Origin of the sequence: Streptomyces sp. NPDC051909, assembly GCF_040681095.1 — a bacterium.
Lineage (GTDB): Bacteria > Actinomycetota > Actinomycetes > Streptomycetales > Streptomycetaceae > Streptomyces.
This window is the reverse complement of the sequence record NZ_JBFAYA010000039.1, coordinates 26,453-42,391: the sequence shown is the minus strand read 5'-3', so window position 1 is coordinate 42,391 and position 15,939 is coordinate 26,453. Positions and strand designations below refer to the sequence as shown.

Below are 15,939 nucleotides of genomic sequence, written 5' to 3'. Positions count from 1 at the left end.
GTCAGACATCCCGCTCAACCTCTCGAGAGCCTCGTCCGTCACGCCACCCCGCCACCACCCGATCAGCGCCCACACTGAACAGGCTCACGGTCTTCCAGCCGCTACCGGACCACGTCGCCATGCGCACCCAGCGCGAACACGCCGACTACCTCCTCGGCTCCGCAGGCAGCTTAGGTCCCTTCCCTTGAGAGACATCCAGCTTCAGGGCCGGACCAAGGGCACCTGCCACGGACGTTAGGGGACCGGGCGGACAAGGTCGCCACGGTGAACAATCTCCTCTTCCCCGGAGAGCGCCAGGCCGTCCAGATCAGGCGCCGGCGCACCGACCACAGGACCGGCAAGACCACGGTCAAGACGGTCTACGCGTCACCACCCTGACCGCCGGGCAGGCCACTCCTCCCCCCAGTGGCCCGACTCGGCCGCGATCACCGGGCGATCGAGACCCTGCACCATGTCCGTGGCACCACCTTCCCCGAGGACACCTCCCAACTGCGGACCGGCAACGCACCCCGCGCAATGGCCACCTGACGCAACCTCGCCATCAGAGCCCTCCAGGCAACCAGAGCAAAGAACATCAGAGCCAGTCCCCGCCGCAAACGCCCGTGACCCCCTCCATCCCCTCACACTCCTCGGCCCCAACCGATCACAAACCGAGTGTCACACGACTACACCGAAGCCCTGACCTGCAGGTCTACTCTGCACCTGCGGTGTTTTCTTGAATAATCTGCCCGGTCGCAAAGGAGAGGGCGCCGTCCAACAGGGGTGTAACGGACAGGCCCCGAACCCGGAGCAGTCCAGTCTGGGTATCGAGTACTCATCCAAAGCGGGACGGGCGCGACGCACTTTGGATGTCAATTCTCCGCGGTTAGGATACCCATGAAAGGCGCTCGCATGAAGAATATAACTATGCGTGCTCGCGTGATCTCAATCCTGTCGGCGGCGGCTGTGGTTGCTGGCGGGATCACTCTCGGTGGGGCAACGTCGGCTTCGGCTCTCGCTTGCGGGATGGACGAGTCTGGAAGTGCTGCCTACTACACCAACTGCTCTCATCAGTACGCCGAGCTTGTGCACACAACGGTTTACGTCCAGCAGGGGGGAAGCGGTTACACCACGTACATTGTGACTTGCGTCGCCGCACGCCAATCGAAGTATATTACCGGTATAGGAAATGTGGGCGATCAAACTCGGGAAATTGTCAACTACTACACCACTCAAACTGGGAGTGGGGGCACATATTGCTGACAATTCACGAGTGCTATTGATAAGAAATGGTTTTTCGTTGGTGGGATGTCAGCGATCTGGTGTGGGACGCGCGGCATCTGTCGCCGTCGGCACAGGAGGCCCTGCGGTTGCGGGCGGTGGCCGCGAGGTGGCGGGGCGGGACCGTGAGGACGTGGCGGCGGCATTCGGGGGCCCCTATGTGTTTGGTCAAGGTCCAAGGCCAGTAGGTTCGTGCGGTCAAGGGCGGGCCGAGCCGTAGGGGTGTGCATGAGTGATAGCCAGGTGACGATCAAGCTCACGAGTGACGAGGCACTGGTGCTGTCGCACTGGCTGGAGAAGCTTCAGATGACGGACCTCAGCCGCGTTGTCGACGATCCGGCGGTCTGGGCGCCGATCCATCGGATCGCCGGAACGCTCGACAAGGCGCTTCCTGAGCTGTTCGCGCCTAACTACGACCAGCGGCTTGAGGCCGCTCGTCAGCGGCTTCGGCCGGAGGACTGATCAAGCAGTCTGAACTCCTCACCGGGCTGCGGCGGGTTGGGGCTCGTAGAAGGTTCCGTCGCGGAGCATGGCGAAGAGGACGTCGGCCCGGCGTCTGGCGAGGCAGAGCAGGGCCTGGATGTGGTATTTGCCTTGGGCGATCTTCTTGTCGTAGTAGGTGCGGGAGGCCGGGTCGGCCAGGGCGGCGAACGCGGAGAGGAAGAAGGCCCGTTTGAGCTGCTTGTTTCCCCTCCGGGAGGGCTGTTCGCCGCGGATCGATGAGCCCAGGCGGAAGGAGAACAGGTAACAGGTGACCAGTTCGCCGGCCAGCCACACCTTGACGTCGCCGACCTCGGCTTCCATGCCGGGCTGGTGGGACTGAGGGACGAACGCCTCCGCCGACGCCTTCCCGGACGCCGCCAGGATCTCCGGCTTTCGGTCAGCGACGTAGCGGCGGACCATCTGGTAGGAGATGTCATGTCCTCGGCGCCGTTCTCCTCGACGAGCCGGTGGCAAATCCGCGTGACCGTGTGCGCCGGCTCCTTCCGCGACGGAGCCCAGACCGGTGCCCCTCAGGCCAGACAGGTCGCAGACGCCTGGCATCTTCTCAACAACCTGGCGCAAGCAGTCGAACGCGTCATCGGGCGGCACCGCGCTGACCTGCGACAGCCCCTCGCCACCCACGACGGCCGGTCCAACGACGACCCGGCTCCCGAAGGCCACGGCCGCACCGAGTTGGACATCCACGGACGCCCACGACCTCTGGTCGCCCGCACCCGCGAACGCCACCAGCAGATCCACGAACGCATCGCCCGGGGTGACAGCCTTCGCGCTATCGCACGCGATCTTCAGCTCAGCCGCAGCACAGTCAACCGCTTCGCACGCGCCGAGGAAGTCGACGAACTCCTCATCGCAGCCGTCAACCGGCCCACTCTGATCGACGACTACCGCACCTACCTGCACCAACGCTGGATGGAAGGCTGCACGAACGCCTCCGCGCTCCTTCCACGACGCCGCCGGCGAAGACCTCCACGCCGACGCCCTCCTGTCCGACCAGGACCTCACCGACGGCGCCCGCAAATGGCTCACCAGCAACAACCACACGGTCGGGGCCACGGACTGGGAGGTGCTGGAGGACTTCATGAAGCACGCGATCGAGCCCGGCCTGACCGCCCCGACCGTGCTGACCGGCTTCCCCTACGCCTTGCGGCACAACAGCCGGATCGACGAGGCCACCGGCCGGGCCGAGCGGTTCTCCCCCTCATCGCCGACGGCATCGAGTGCTGCGACGGCGGCCTCAAGCTACGCCGCGCCGCAGACTACCGGCCGATGGTGGAGGCCAACATCGCCCTGCGCACCGAGCTGCACGGCATCACCGGCGACCGAGGCCCGGTCGATTTCTTCGACGACCTCGACGCGAGCGGCCCGGCCGACGCGTTCACCTTCGGCCTCGGTGTCGACCGGCTCCTCGCCCTGTGCGCCGAGCGCAGCATCCACGGCGTCGTCCCCTTCCCTTTCCGCTGACCCCGCACGAGAGGCGACCCACCTTCGATGTCCGCAACGATGCGCGCGATCGTGATCACCGAGAGCCTGACCGGCGGGCAGCCGCCCCAGGTGCCGGGCGTGAGCGAGATCCGCCGCTATCAGCACCTGCTCGACGAGCGCACCCCGATCGAGATCGTCGAGCTCGCGGTGCCTGCCGACCAGGCTCCCGCGTACGCGCACCGGCTGGCCGATGCCCTGCTGGAGCGGCTGTACTACGCGTACCTGATCGACGAGCAGCAGACGCTCGTCGCCTTTCCCCGCACCGTCGTCTCGATCCGCCCCGGCGACGACCACGCGATCGCGCTCGCCCAGGCAGCCGGCGCGCTCGTCGGCATCCCCGCCGACCAGATGCGGTTCGCGGAGATGTGGGACACAGACCACCCCGACGCCCCCGACCGCACCCCGGACCGAGCGTCCGTGACCGCCACCGAGAACCCCGGCCCCGCGCCGCTGGCCGTCGTCACCGGCGCCAGCGGCGCGGTCGGCCGCGCGATTGCCACCCGGCTCACCGACTCCGGCTGGCACGGATCGCTACCTACCGCACCACCGCCCCCGACCCGCAGACACCGCGGACCACGTGGGTGCACTACGACACCGCCGCGCCGAGGACCGCCATCGCGCTGCAGAACGCGGTCGCCGGGTCGGCGGGGCCGCTGCGCGCGGTCTTCGCCTGCGTCGGGGCGCCGTCGTCCAAGAAGCCGGTCGCCGACACCCCGGCCGCGGAGTTCACGGCGGTCTACCAGGCCAACGTGATGAGCCTCGTGCACACCTGGCACGCACTCGCCGACCGCGCCCGTGCTGATCACGCCTCCGTCCTGGCCATCGGATCGGACGCCGGCCGCGCCGCCCGCGCGGGCAACGGGCCCTACAGCGCGGCGAAGGCCGCCCTGGAGAGCCTGGTGGTCACCCTCGCCAAGGAGGAACAGCCCCACGGCGTGAGGGCCAACCTGCTCGCCCCGTCCCTGATCGACTCGCGCCTCGCCCACCACGTCATGGCCCTCAAGGGCGTCACCGACCCCGACGCGTACTACGCCCAGCTCCCCTGTGGCCGGCCCCTCACCCTGGACGAAGTCGCCGCCGCGTGCATCGACCTGGCCACCGCCCCGCAGCGGGCCTGCACCACCGGCCACGTCTACCCGCTCGGGGCGGTCACCTGATGACCGTCAACGCCGTAGTGGCCCGTCAGCTGGGCATCGTGCACCTCCTCGCAGCCGCGCCAGCATGCCCGCCCAGGAACTCGCCAACCGCTACGGCGTCACCGAACGCACCATCTACCGCGACATGGCCACCCTCGCCGCCGCCGGCATCCCCGTCCAGGCCACGCCCGGCAAGACCGGCGGCTACCGCCTCGGCCCCGACACCGCCCTCGACCCGCTGACCATCGACTCCGACCACGCCCTGCGCCTGTACGTACTCGGCTTCGTCGAACCCGACACCGCCGGCCCCGACCGGGCCCGCGCCGCAGGGATAAGCGACACCGTCCAGGACGTCGTCCGCCGCCTCGCCCAGCGCATCCACTTCGACACCGCCGACTGGTACTGGCGCGACGAAGGCTCCGGCCACCTGCCCGTCCTGCGCACCGCGATGCTCACCGGCATCGTCCTGGACGCCACCTGGCGCACCAATACCGGCGAGCGCGCCACCGCCCTGCTCAAGCCCTATGGCGCCGTGTGGAAGGCGGGCGAGTGGCACATGGCCGCAGCCCCCGCCACCGGCGGCGCCCCCGAAGGTTCCGGCTCAACATCGTCGACCGACTCCAGCTCACCGACCTCGCCTTCGCCTACCCCGACGACTTCGCCGTCCGCACCTGGTGGGACACGGCGATGGAGGACTACGGCAAGGGCGACATCCGCGTCGCCCTCGCCGTCGCGCCCGCAGCACGGGACGAACTGCTGCGCCTGAGCTTGAAGTCCACCTCAGGTCCCTGCGGCCGACGGATGGTGATCTACCCGTCGACCAGACCCAGGTCCCCACCGCGCGATCCCGCCCCACGCTCTCCCAACGGTCCATTACCGTCCGGTACGTGTGGACCTGGTCGACGCCTACGCCGCCCAGGACGCCGACACGGTCGTGAGATCGGGACGACGTCATCAGCGACCTCGACTCCGACTACACCGCCTACGCCTACGTCTCCTCAGTCGGCATCGGGGTCTGTGACCCCCTCGCAGTCACAGCGGAGCGGCAGACAAGTCGGAACGGTTCACTGAGCCTCTTTCATCCTGAATAGCTGCAGGTCAGCAACGTGTGGACGGCCTGGATGATGGTGCTGATACGGCGGGTGGAGCATCGGGCCCGCCGGAGCATTCGCTAGGACTTGAGCTGAGCGAAGGCGCGTTCGCCGGGCGCTCGGAGCCTGGCGTGGTCGCGGTTGAACTCCTGGTAATGCGGAGGCTGTTCGCGGTGGTGGTAGTACGGGGTGCGGAAGGTGGCGCCGGCGCCCTGGTAGGCGCGGTCCGCGAGGACGAGGATCTGCCGGGTGAGGCAGGCCTGGACGATGCCATGGGCCCGGGCGGCGGTCAGATCGTGGGTGCGGGCCCGGTGTCGCGCGTGAGAACCAGAGTGGTGTGCCGTCGGGGCGAGCGATGACCTGCACGTTCATGCCGTGCCTGCGGTGCTTCATCGAGTAGTACGGCTCGTCCGCACGGATCCGGTCGATGGGGATCAGGGTGCCGTCAACGATGACGTGGTCGCCTTCACCGAGGCCGGTGAAGGCTTCGTGGAGGCCGGGCGCCCAGCCGGCCAGGACCTCCAAGGTCTCGTCGACGTACCGCCAGGCGGTGGCCTGGGATATCCCGAAACCCGCTCCGAGCTGCGAGAACGTCTCGTTCTTGCGTAGATGGACGAGGGTCAGCAGCGCCTGCTGGAAGCAGCCGAGCTTACGCCAGCGGGTGTTGCGGATCTGGCGATGCTCATGCAGCAGCCAGGCGACATGCTCGACGAGCTCATGCGGGACGTCGAGCGTGGCAGGATACGGAACCAACAGGGCCCCTTCGGTCGCTGGTGTGATGAGTGGAATCACCACGCCAACGACGAGGGGCCCTGCCTCGTCACCACACCCGCTGACCAGCCCATTTCACCCTCCAGCACAGGATGAAAGAGGCTCACTGAACAATGTGTTGCAACGACCCCTGGAATTCGCCAAAACCGACGGACCGTCACGAAAGACCGAGGTTAGTCACTCTGGCAGACGGCAGTCAATGCAACAGTCACCGGCTCGGATGATATGTTGCGCGCCCATCCGATAACGCCCGAAGTGGTCTCATGATAGTCCCACCAATCTATCGCGGTGCCTACCGTGCGGAGGGCATACCGGTAATTAGGGAAGGGCGTTGTGCAATTAGGGGCAAAGAGGCTCGTTGCGCTGGGGCCCAAATTCTTCATATCGGTGACGCCCCGGAAATGATTCGGCTCGGCCGGCTTCACATTCGAGCACTTGACGTTGAGGAAGAATGTTATGCTTGGGTGAGGGTTATCCATCAGGGTGTATGAGTTCTTGAGGTTAAACTCCGCCTGCTCCTGGTTGGCAGTTGACCCCGGGAGATTGCTCACAGTCGTAGCCGAAGGATTTACTCCGCGCATTACGGCGCTTACGCGAGTTTCCTTGACGTAGGGGGTTAGTCTGGGGCAGGGGATTTTCGGGGAGGCTTGCCGATCTGCGTCCAGGCTAAATACGTTGTTGACCTCAATCGTCTGCTCTGCCGGTTCTTCAGCGGAGGCAACTCCAGGGGCGAGGAAGAGGGGGATAGCGGCAATGGAAGCGGCTGCTATGGCGCATCTCGAAATATTCACGGTGTAATCACTCTCAGAGCTATTTTGTTTATTCGATAATCGCGGTTTCAAATTCGACGCCTCGACCTCTGTGGTGCAAATAACATCGCTCCCGAGCTGGCGGCATGACGGGATTTGCTCCACTTTCTTCCTATGTAGCCTAGGGTCTTTTGGCGGGCTGTAGCATGAGCTACCTGTACTCAATGAGGCTTTCTCGACGAAGCGATCTCCGCGAATCGGACTGATCGGCACAAGTTCGGTTGGATCAGGCTGGGTGGCCCCGGCTCTGGACAGACGTAAAGCCCCTGGGTAGGACAGGTCTCTCTCACAAGATCGTCCGCTGAATCAGAGGCTTCACGTTGGTCACCTATGTTGCGACGCTCGACGTTCCGCGCCATGTCGTGGAGTGCTTGTCCCGCCTGGCTCGCAGCACACCGACGACGCATCGGCGCGCCGAAAGGCTCACGGGCGCTCGGGTCGTTCCGTCAGGCGTGCTGGTCCTGCACTGGTTCCGCGAGCGCGGCTGCGTGCGCTGCCCGGCCCGCGACGCCGGCGTCTCCCAGGCCACCGGGTACCACTACCTGCACGAGGGTATCGACGTCTTCGCAGAGAAGGCCCCGACCTAAACGAAGTCGTGGCCCGCTGCCGACGCGAAGGCATGACGCACGTGATCCTGGACGCCACGGTCGTCGAGTGCGACCGCGTGGCCGGGGTCCGCGACAACGGCAACGACCTGTGATTCAGCATGATCTAGCGGGGAACCTCGGCCGTTTACGACTCCGTTGGGAAATGCGCAGATCGGGTGTCTTGGTCGGGTCATGCCGCGAGGGCGAGGCGGGCAAGTTGGGAGATGCGGGTCGTGCCGAGTGAGGTGCCGTTCAGCCAGGCGTCCACGCGGGTGACGTTCAGAGCGGTGGCGGAGAGAACATTCGCCAGGTGGGTCTTGCTCTGGCCTCGGTAAGGGGTGCGCCGCAGGCGGGTGCGGCGGACAGCCTGGGAGATGGTGCCTTCCACCCCTTGCGCGCGTCGTAGCGCTCTTTCCACGCATCGGTTTGCTGTTCCGCGCGTCGTTGTTCCAGGATCTGCTGCTGCTCACGCGGCAGCAAGGTCAGGCTGCGGCCCCACTTGCCGTTGGCTGCCTTGGTGCACCTCGATCTGAGTGGGCATGCGTCACAGTCGGCAAGAGCAAAGTGCACCCGGACGACCGGGGTGCCGCTGGCTTTGCGCTGCTCAGACCAGCTGGCACTGGCCGCTCCGCCGGGGCAGGTGACCTTCTTGGCGTCCCAGTCGGTCGTGAAGGCGGCCTGGGTCAGGTCCGGTTCCTGCGCGTCACGCCCCCTGTGGTGGGTGTCGATGCCGACCGGTCCGAGCAGGTCGATGCCGTGCTCACTGCGGGCGGCAAGGATGCGGGCGGCGGTGACGTATCCGACGTCCACCACGTGTTCGCGCGGTGTCAGTTCCCGGTCGGCCAGGTGCTGGTGGACGGTCATGGTGACCTCGGTGTCATTGACGGTGGCATCCGTGGTCTCCACATTCGTGATCACATGCGGGGCGTCCGGCTCGCAGGTCTCGCTCAGGTGGACCTTGTAGCCGCACCAGCCCGACCCGCGCTTGGTGCCGTAGTGGGCGTCGGAGTCATAGGGCGAGGACAGCGGGTCTCTGCCTGGCGGGAGGTCCTTGCCCTCCCGCCAGCGCACCCCCTCCCCGTCCCGGTGATACTGCTCTGCCCAGGCCCGGCGCAGGATGCGCGCTGCGGGGACCTCGCGCAGCCAGGCCGGAGCGGTCGGCCCATCGACGGCGTCCAGGAGCGTGAACCCGTCACAGCCGACCTGTTGGGCCCATTCCCGGCGGACGTTCTCTCCCTTCGGGAAGCGGTAGTTGTCGACTTTGGTCCCGTACCGCTCCACCCACGCAGAGCTGATCAACGGCGTCAGCCAGCCCGGGGCGGCCGCGGCCAGCGCCTCCAGCGCCGCCCGCAGTGTCTCGCCGACGAACTCCATCCGGTTCAGCGTGCGCACCGCGGCCAGCACGTGAGTGGAGTCGGTGCGCTGTCGGCCGCCGGCCCGCAGCAGTGCGGCATCCGAGAGCCGGGCCAGCACCGCCTCCAGGACCCGCTCCTCCAGCCCGTGCGCGATCAGACGGGAGCGGAAGTCTCCCAGGACGGTGAAGTCGAATCCCGGATCATCCAGCTCCAGCCCCAGCAGGAACTTCCAGTCCATCCTGGCCCGCACCTGGTCAGCGGCCTGCCGGTCGGACAGCCCCTCCGCATACTGCAACACCGACACCACAGCCAAGGCCCCTGGCGAGATCGCAGGTCGACCTTTATCAGGGAAAGCCGCAGCGAAGTCCTCATCCGTGAACAGCGGACCGAGTACCTCTCGGATCCGGATCGCCATAGTCCCCTTGGGGAACGAGGCCCGTACCACCCGAGCCGTCAGTTCAGGCACCCCGGCATCCGACCGCGACTCCAGCGACATCCGGCTCTCCCCACCCCGCCAACGACCACAGCCATCAGCAAGACGAACGACACAGCACCGCTCGAATCACGAGTTTCCCAACGGAGTCGTTTACGGCCGGGAGGAAGTGCTTCTCAAGGTGGGGGTGACCCGCACCGGAGTACAGGTCTGCATTGTTGACCTCAGCCAGGGCGCTTCTGGTTCTCGATGTACCCTTGATGATCGTCAACGGTGCACCGCCTCACGAGGCTGCAGTAGGACGGCGACCAGAAGTGATCGCCCCACAGGTACTTGCGGATGTGTCCGGGGAACTCCTGGCGGAGCCTGCGGGCTGAGAGGTCGCTTTCGTCAGATGTTTCATCCCGAGATGGGTTGTTTGGCGGAACTCTTCGGGCCGCGCCAGGAGATGGTGTTCTCGCTGGTGAGACCCGACATCGCAGACCAAACAGCCGATCTCGGAATAAAACAGCGGGATAAAACGACCTCTGAGAACGAGTTCTGATAGCCGATCCGGCTTCCGGGCCGCTGCCGCCGACCGCTATTGATCTTGCTCCGAGAAAGGTTCGTTTGGGAGAACTCCACCATGCGAGGAGGGGCGCTGGCCAGGCTGCTCCGTAGCCGGAAGCCTCCTGGGTATTGTTACGGGTTGCGATGATTGGTGGGCGGGGATGCGATATGGGTTATGACGTGTGGGCACGGATGGATCCGGGTGAGTTGCGCGGGTTTGTGGAGCGGGCGTGGGATAAGGGGCGGTTGGACGCGCTGCTGTCGGATCCGGAACTGCTGGTCGGCACGGATCCGGACGTGCTGCTCCCGCTGGTTGAGTACGCGGGCTATCACGACTCCCGGCCCGATGCCTTCTACGCTGATGTCTGCAGAGCACACCCGCATGTCTTCGCTGGGGCCGCCCCTGAGGTCCGCCGCTGGCTGCTCGCCGTCCATGCTGCCCGCTTGAAGACGCCGGATTTCGTTCCGGCACCTGGCCCCTGGCGTGTCCTGTGGGCTGGTCCTGTTCAGTGGAACCGGCATGTTATGGGCCTGTCGGAGGGCATGACAGGCAGGGCGGTTGTGGTTGCCACCGGTCGGTTGCGGGGCCGTGTCACGGCGGCGGTCGGCTATGAGGGCGGTGTCGTTCGGCTGTGGGATGCGGCCACAGGGACGACACCTGTGGAGCCTCCCTCCTCGTGGTCGGGGGGCAGTGCTCCTAGCGCCCTGGCGTTGGGTGAGGTAGATGGTCAGCCGGTCGTCGCGATGGGGTGCGGCTCAGGTGTGTGGCTGTGGGAGCCAGACTCCGGCCGGAACGAGCATCTGGGGCCATGGCACAGTGTGGCAGCGATGCAGACCACCGTGGTGAACCGGCGGCCGGTGCTGGTCATGGCCGCACCAGGGATGCTGCGTGTGTGGGACTTACGCCGGCGCCGTCCCGTGCACGGCATGCGCCTGGCCTGCGACGTCGACGGCCGGACTTTGGCGGTGGCGTCTGTGCGGGGGCGGCCGGTCGCTGCCGCGGGAGACGACCAGGGAGCCTTGCACGTATGGGACCTGCGGTCAGGAACCCCGCTGCGTAAGCTGCTTACCGGTCACGAAGGACCCGTGACTGCTCTCGTCACCGCATCGATGGACGGACGCCCCGTCGCGCTGTCAGGAGGCCAGGATGGCACGGTGCGCCTGTGGGACCTGGCGGACGCCCGGAAACCGGGCGGACCGCTGATCGGCCACAAGGGGACGGTTACCGCACTCGCCACCGCGCGGGTGGACGGCCGGGCCGCGATCGTCTCCGGAGGGTGGGACGGAACGGTGCGCCTGTGGGACCCGCGGTCCGGGCGCCAGCTTGGAACACCTCTGATGACCGCCTCCGGATCGCTGTGGGGGATAACGACCGTCTCGGCCGCCGGCCAGCCCCTGGCGTTCACCGGCGCCCACGGCCCCGCTGGACTTGAGCTATGGGACCTAGCCACCCGTGAGCCGAGGCACCCTGCCCCGGCTCGGCGCGATCCGGTGCTCTCCTTGGCAACCGCACGGGTGAACGGGGACGCCATCGTCGTCGGCTTCAACCGCTCCCGTCGAAGCCCTGGCTTCGGCTCACGTGACGCCGCCACAGGCGAGCCCGTTCAAGGGTTCGCCGTCGACCAGTGGCCGGGCGGCATACGGGCCGTCGCCACCGGGACCGTAGAAGGCCGGGCCGTCGCCGTCACCGGAGATGCGGAAGGCTCGGTGAGCATATGGGGCACCGACCCCGACAAGCCGCCTCTCGGCCCGTTGGCAGGTCATGTGGGGCGGGTGTGGGCGGTGGCGGTCGGCGAGGTGGGCGGTCGTGAGCTCGCAGCCTCGGCCGGCGATGACGGCACGGTGCGCTTGTGGGATCTCCAGGACGGCCGAGCGTGGGGACAGCCTATGACTGGGCACACCGGGCCGGTCACCGCCGTGCAACTGGGCCACGCAGACGGGCGCACGGTCGTGGCCTCCGGCGGCGAAGACGGCACCCTCCGCCTCTGGAACCCCGAAACAAGCGAGGCACACCGTCGGCCGCTGATGGGTCATGTGGGGCGGGTGTGGGCGGTGGCGGTCGGCGAGGTGGGTGGTCGTGAGGTCGCAGCCTCGGCCGGCGATGACGGCACGGTGCGCTTGTGGGATCTCCAGGACGGCCGAGCGTGGGGACAGCCTATGACTGGGCACACCGGGCCGGTCACCGCCGTGCAGCTGGGCCACGCAGGCGGGCGCACGGTCGTGGCCTCCGGCGGCGAAGACGGCACCCTCCGCCTCTGGAACCCCGAAACCGGCCAAGCTATCGGGCCCCCGGCAGCGCTTCCCTGGCCGATCGACACCCTCGCCTGGACCAGTGCAGATCAGATCGTTGCAGCCTCCGGCTCCGAGGCAGTAGCCCTGGCGATCACGGACTGAACCACCTGCCCAGGGACTTCAGCCACCAGGGGAATCGCAGGCAGGATTGTGCTTCCGCTGAACCGTCACAGCGTCAGCGGAGGACCCCGTCACGGCCCCCGGATCACGGCCTGTCAGAACTTCTGGCAGCAACACCGGTTTCCTGGTCCGTTCCAACTCGGACCCCAAGCTCAGCTGTCCCTGATCACCGCGGCGGACATCACGACCCGCACGGCGCGGATGCGCGAGGACGGCGTCACCTCGTGCTGGTTCAGCGACCGCCCCCGCCCGCCCTGGCTGGGCCACGGTGCCCTCATTACGGCTGGCCACGACGGACGACGGGCTGCTCGTCGCCGAGGGGCTGGTGAAGTTCGCCCAGGGTGGGTGGGCTGCGGCACCGCAGGTGCCCGTCGCCGACTTCCTGCGCTGGGTGTTCACCGGCAAGGTCGTCCCGCACGCCCCGCGCCGGTATCTGTTCTACCCGCAGCGGCAGCTCGCGCGCTGGAGGACGTCACGGTCGATGCGCTCGTATGCCGCCACCGAGGAGAACTCCTCGGTGAAGCCGGTGAGGAAGTCGGCGTTCTTCAGTGCGTCCAGGACATGGTCTCCTGTGTGTCCGGGCCGCGGTGCGGGACGAGCATCACGGCCCGCCCGGCCACCTGGTCGGGCGCCGGGGAGGCCTAGGTCCTGTCTCCTTGAAAGGTTATGGGCGCCATTCCTGGAGGTAGGCGGGGTGCTCGGAGTATGACTGGGCAAGGACTCGCAGCGCGTATGCCAGGCCGGCCGAGCGGGAGTCCGACGGGTCCATGGCCTTGTAGTCGTGCGCCAGTTGCTCGGTCAGGTCGAGCATGGGGAGATGGCTGTCGAGAAGAGCCTCGCCGCCCAGGGTGTCGGCCACGTAGGCGTAGGCGTGGTTGTCGTCCATGATGCGTGCGACGAGGAACTTCACAAGATCGTCCATGTGGCCATCTTCGCGGGCAAGGTGCTTCGGCGGTCAAGCGGCTGTCCAGATGAGGATGGCGGCGAGGTGGAGTGCGGCCTGGTAGGCGATGGCGAGCTTGTCCGTTCGCATTGCCAGGCCGCGCCACTGCTTGAGTCGGTTGATGCACCGCTCGACGGCATTGCGCTGCTTGTACGCCTCGGCGTCGAAAGCTGGTGGTCGACCGCCGGCGCGGCCTCGCCGCAGACGGTGGCCGACCTGGTCGGACGGCTGGGGGAATGACAGCGCGGATCCCGCGTCGGCGGAGGTGATTCCGGATCGCGCGGGATGAATACGCGCGGTCCGCCAGGACGGCCTCCGGCCGAGTCCTCGGTCTTCCGGGTCCGTTTCGCGGAACACGGATGCTTGCCATGACGGTCTCGAAGGCCGGGGCGTCGCCCGCCTGGCCTGCGGTGACGCGAAAGGCCAGGGGCCGTGCACGGCTGTCGCTGGCAAGGTGGACTTTCGTGCTCAGGCCGCCGCGAGAGCGTCCGAGGGCATGGTCGTCAGGTTCGGCCCGGCCCGGCGCCCCCTTTTCCTGGCACCGGCGGCGTGCTGGTGAGCCCGGCAGACGGTGGAGTCCACCGAGACGGTCCAGCCGATGTCGTCAGCGGCGTCGGCCGCTGCCAGGACCGCGGCGAGGATGCGTTCCCAGGTGCCGTCCACGGCCCATCTGATCAGGCGTTTGTGAGCGGTCTGGAACGAGCCGAGCTCGTCCGGCAGGTCCCGCCAGGGCGAGCAGGTGCGGTACTTCCACGCGATGGCCTCCAAGGTTCGGCGGTGATCGGCCCATCGCCGACCGCGGACCGGATCGGCTGGCATCAGCGGCTCGATCCGGTCCCACATCGCATCAGTGATCACTAATCGGATGGACACATCCGATCAACTGACCAACCGATCAAAGAGACACGCTCTAGGCGTTCCGGTTGCTGGTCAGGATCAGCGACCGGCCCTGCCGCTCGGAGACCGGTCCGTAGAGGTCGTCGGCCTGGGACGCGGTCAGCTGGCGCATCGCGAAGTCGTCCAGGATGAGCGCGTCGGGCCGTACCAACTCGCGCAGCCTCCGGTCTCAGGTGCGGTCCGCGTGGCCGCCGGCCAGGTCCGCCAGGAAGCGGCTGGTCTTGGCGAAGCGAACGTTCGCGCCCTGCCGGATCGCCAGGTGCCCGAGCGCCTGGGCGACGTGTGTCTTCCCCACGCCGACCCGCAGATGCAGAGATGCTCCTTGCGGGTGACCCACTCGAGCACCTTCAGCAAGTCCTGGGGTGGGCCTGGGAATCGAACGATGCGGTCTCGTCCCCAGTCGCCGAACGTCTTGCCAGCGGGGAACCCAGCCCGCTTGCGGCGAGTGCATCGTGTTCAAGTCCAGCATCTACCTACCTTGGTTACGCACCGATCCTCGAGGCCCTCATCAATTGGTAAGCGAGCTGTTGGCACGCGACCAGGACTGGGTGATCACTCGACACCACACCCTCAAGGATTGAAGCCGCATTACGACAGAGACTTACTGCAGTTTCAGACTCCCCGCGCTTTTCCTCGCAGCGAGCGAGATTATACATGGTTATAGCGAGGTCAGGGTGACGCCCCCCCAGCAGGCATGACTTCATCTCCATCGAATCACGCAAGGTGGAAGCGGCATCCACAAAATTCCCTTCTCGATATTGAAGAGATCCCAGATTATGCAAAGCGGTCGCCACCTCAATATGGCAATCTCCATAAATTTCCCGATATCTCCAAAGAATGGCGTCGGCTATAATTCGAGCTTCGCGAAAATTGTCAAGATCGATAAGAATAGCCACGAATGCAGCAAGGTCCTCGAGTAGAGATACAGAGTCCGCAGCTTCAACCTTCAGGCGTACGTCGATTCCCTGCAGGGCTATCTCCACCGCGCTTTCAGGTGCACCCCTGGCATGCTCTAGCCCTGCAAGGTTATGAAGTACCGAGGCAATGTTGGCAGATAAGGCCTCCCCGCGGCTTTCGTGAATGCAGAGTGCCTTCTGGTAGTACTCCTCCGCTTCCGAGAATTCCCCTGAGTATTTTCCAATGATTCCCAATTCATTCCAAAGTGCAGCCATTTCGAGGGAGTTTTCCCCGCACAGCGAAACAATACCCTCAATGGAGGCAAGGGCTAGCTCTTCAGCCTGCACAAACTCCCCCGCGTCGCGAAGATTGCGAATCTTGTCAATGACCTCGACCATCACGCTTTCCGCATCTAGATTCATTTGCACCCATCCGCTTGAATGGGCCGAGAATCGCCGCCGCCAAAATAGGCCGCTCGATTCCCGGCCGATTCATCAATTAGAGGAGCACTTGATTGTGCTGCTGACTTTGATATCCGTCACCTTCCGCCACTACCACCTGCTGGGTTTCGGACGATTCCCCGGGGACGACCGATGCGACCCCTCCTCCGATAACAGCGGCGGCAGCCAGCGCGGCAGCAAGAATTTTCCAGCTCAAGCTGGACTCCTGACCGGCAATGATGCTTGAATTGTTAACCACGACCCACTCCTTTCAAATTCCTCAATAGTAAGCAGGTTTGACAGCACCTTGCAGGGTGAAACCCTGACCTTCCAGACCATTTTTTATCTTTCATCTCCAATGTCTTGAGTAATT

Annotated in this window: 10 protein-coding genes and 6 pseudogenes; 8 read left to right on the top strand and 8 right to left on the bottom strand. The window is 66.0% G+C overall.

From position 1 onward, the window contains the following. Positions 1–1,488: 1,488 nt before the first annotated feature. Positions 1,489–1,722 carry a hypothetical protein gene (locus AB0M18_RS34255; protein WP_365764979.1) on the top strand — a complete coding sequence of 78 codons (234 nt, stop codon included), beginning with the start codon at positions 1,489–1,491 and terminating at the stop codon, positions 1,720–1,722. Between the two features lie 18 nt (positions 1,723–1,740). Here the strand turns inward: AB0M18_RS34255 and AB0M18_RS34250 are convergent. Then, positions 1,741–1,998 (bottom strand): annotated as a pseudogene (locus AB0M18_RS34250) (IS110 family transposase); the annotation flags it as partial. 1,032 nt (positions 1,999–3,030) lie between these two features. Between AB0M18_RS34250 and AB0M18_RS34245 the strand changes: the two are divergent. The 3 genes from AB0M18_RS34245 to AB0M18_RS34235 all read left to right on the top strand — a co-directional run bounded on the left by AB0M18_RS34245 (position 3,031) and on the right by AB0M18_RS34235 (position 5,148). Continuing rightward, entirely contained in the window at positions 3,031–3,225 is a 195-nt protein-coding gene (locus tag AB0M18_RS34245) for a hypothetical protein (protein WP_365764977.1), read from the top strand. A 602-nt stretch (positions 3,226–3,827) separates the two neighbouring features. Further along, positions 3,828–4,403: an SDR family oxidoreductase gene (locus AB0M18_RS34240; protein WP_365764975.1), complete on the top strand. Its 576-nt coding sequence runs from the start codon at positions 3,828–3,830 to the stop codon at positions 4,401–4,403. Between the two features lie 64 nt (positions 4,404–4,467). Beyond that, entirely contained in the window at positions 4,468–5,148 is a 681-nt protein-coding gene (locus tag AB0M18_RS34235; RefSeq protein WP_365764973.1) for an HTH domain-containing protein, read from the top strand. 312 nt (positions 5,149–5,460) lie between these two features. Here AB0M18_RS34235 and AB0M18_RS34230 read toward each other — a convergent pair. Beyond that, positions 5,461–6,166: pseudogene (locus AB0M18_RS34230) on the bottom strand (transposase family protein). Between AB0M18_RS34230 and AB0M18_RS34225 the strand changes: the two are divergent. Further along, entirely contained in the window at positions 6,083–6,340 is a 258-nt protein-coding gene (locus AB0M18_RS34225; protein ID WP_365764985.1) for a hypothetical protein, read from the top strand. The pseudogene AB0M18_RS34230 and the gene AB0M18_RS34225 sit on opposite strands and share 84 nt — an antisense overlap. 1,165 nt (positions 6,341–7,505) lie before the next feature. Further along, positions 7,506–7,654 (top strand): annotated as a pseudogene (locus AB0M18_RS34220) (IS5/IS1182 family transposase); the annotation flags it as partial. Between the two features lie 176 nt (positions 7,655–7,830). Here the strand turns inward: AB0M18_RS34220 and AB0M18_RS34215 are convergent. Both AB0M18_RS34215 and AB0M18_RS34210 read right to left on the bottom strand, forming a co-directional pair. Further along, positions 7,831–9,410: pseudogene (locus tag AB0M18_RS34215) on the bottom strand (IS1182 family transposase). Between the two features lie 242 nt (positions 9,411–9,652). Next, entirely contained in the window at positions 9,653–9,757 is a 105-nt protein-coding gene (locus tag AB0M18_RS34210) for a hypothetical protein (protein WP_365764981.1), read from the bottom strand. Between the two features lie 1,048 nt (positions 9,758–10,805). On the opposite strand from AB0M18_RS34210, the gene AB0M18_RS34205 reads away from it, so the two are divergent. Then, positions 10,806–12,371, top strand: a complete 1,566-nt coding sequence (locus tag AB0M18_RS34205; RefSeq protein WP_365764971.1) for a WD40 repeat domain-containing protein — start codon at positions 10,806–10,808, stop codon at positions 12,369–12,371. Positions 12,372–13,053: 682 nt separating this feature from the next. On the opposite strand, the gene AB0M18_RS34200 is transcribed toward AB0M18_RS34205, so the two are convergent. From AB0M18_RS34200 to AB0M18_RS34185, 4 genes and pseudogenes are all read right to left on the bottom strand, one after another. Then, a complete protein-coding gene (locus AB0M18_RS34200) occupies positions 13,054–13,311 on the bottom strand; it encodes a DUF6221 family protein (protein ID WP_365764969.1) in 258 nt (85 codons plus the stop codon). A gap of 33 nt (positions 13,312–13,344) precedes the next feature. Next, positions 13,345–14,205: pseudogene (locus tag AB0M18_RS34195) on the bottom strand (IS5 family transposase). A 37-nt stretch (positions 14,206–14,242) separates the two neighbouring features. Then, positions 14,243–14,524 (bottom strand): annotated as a pseudogene (locus AB0M18_RS34190) (ATP-binding protein). Positions 14,525–14,711: 187 nt separating this feature from the next. After that, positions 14,712–15,524 (bottom strand): tetratricopeptide repeat protein, encoded by an 813-nt coding sequence (locus tag AB0M18_RS34185; protein WP_365764967.1) that lies wholly within the window; start codon positions 15,522–15,524, stop codon positions 14,712–14,714. Between AB0M18_RS34185 and AB0M18_RS34180 the strand changes: the two genes are divergently transcribed. Continuing rightward, the gene (locus AB0M18_RS34180) at positions 15,511–15,813 is read left to right on the top strand and encodes a hypothetical protein (RefSeq protein ID WP_365764965.1); all 303 of its coding nucleotides are present in this window, start codon (positions 15,511–15,513) and stop codon (positions 15,811–15,813) included. The two genes, AB0M18_RS34185 and AB0M18_RS34180, sit on opposite strands and share 14 nt — an antisense overlap. Positions 15,814–15,939: the final 126 nt, after the last annotated feature.

What these genes read in the sequence shown, in the direction of transcription:
- AB0M18_RS34185 (WP_365764967.1), bottom strand. Translation starts at nt 15,524, where the DNA reads ATGGTCGAGGTCATTGACAAGATTCGCAATCTTCGCGACGCGGGGGAG.
- AB0M18_RS34245 (WP_365764977.1), top strand. Translation starts at nt 3,031, where the DNA reads ATGGTGGAGGCCAACATCGCCCTGCGCACCGAGCTGCACGGCATCACC.
- AB0M18_RS34180 (WP_365764965.1), top strand. Translation starts at nt 15,511, where the DNA reads ATGACCTCGACCATCACGCTTTCCGCATCTAGATTCATTTGCACCCAT.
- AB0M18_RS34200 (WP_365764969.1), bottom strand. Translation starts at nt 13,311, where the DNA reads ATGGACGATCTTGTGAAGTTCCTCGTCGCACGCATCATGGACGACAAC.
- AB0M18_RS34235 (WP_365764973.1), top strand. Translation starts at nt 4,468, where the DNA reads ATGCCCGCCCAGGAACTCGCCAACCGCTACGGCGTCACCGAACGCACC.
- AB0M18_RS34225 (WP_365764985.1), top strand. Translation starts at nt 6,083, where the DNA reads ATGGACGAGGGTCAGCAGCGCCTGCTGGAAGCAGCCGAGCTTACGCCA.
- AB0M18_RS34205 (WP_365764971.1), top strand. Translation starts at nt 10,806, where the DNA reads ATGCAGACCACCGTGGTGAACCGGCGGCCGGTGCTGGTCATGGCCGCA.
- AB0M18_RS34255 (WP_365764979.1), top strand. Translation starts at nt 1,489, where the DNA reads ATGAGTGATAGCCAGGTGACGATCAAGCTCACGAGTGACGAGGCACTG.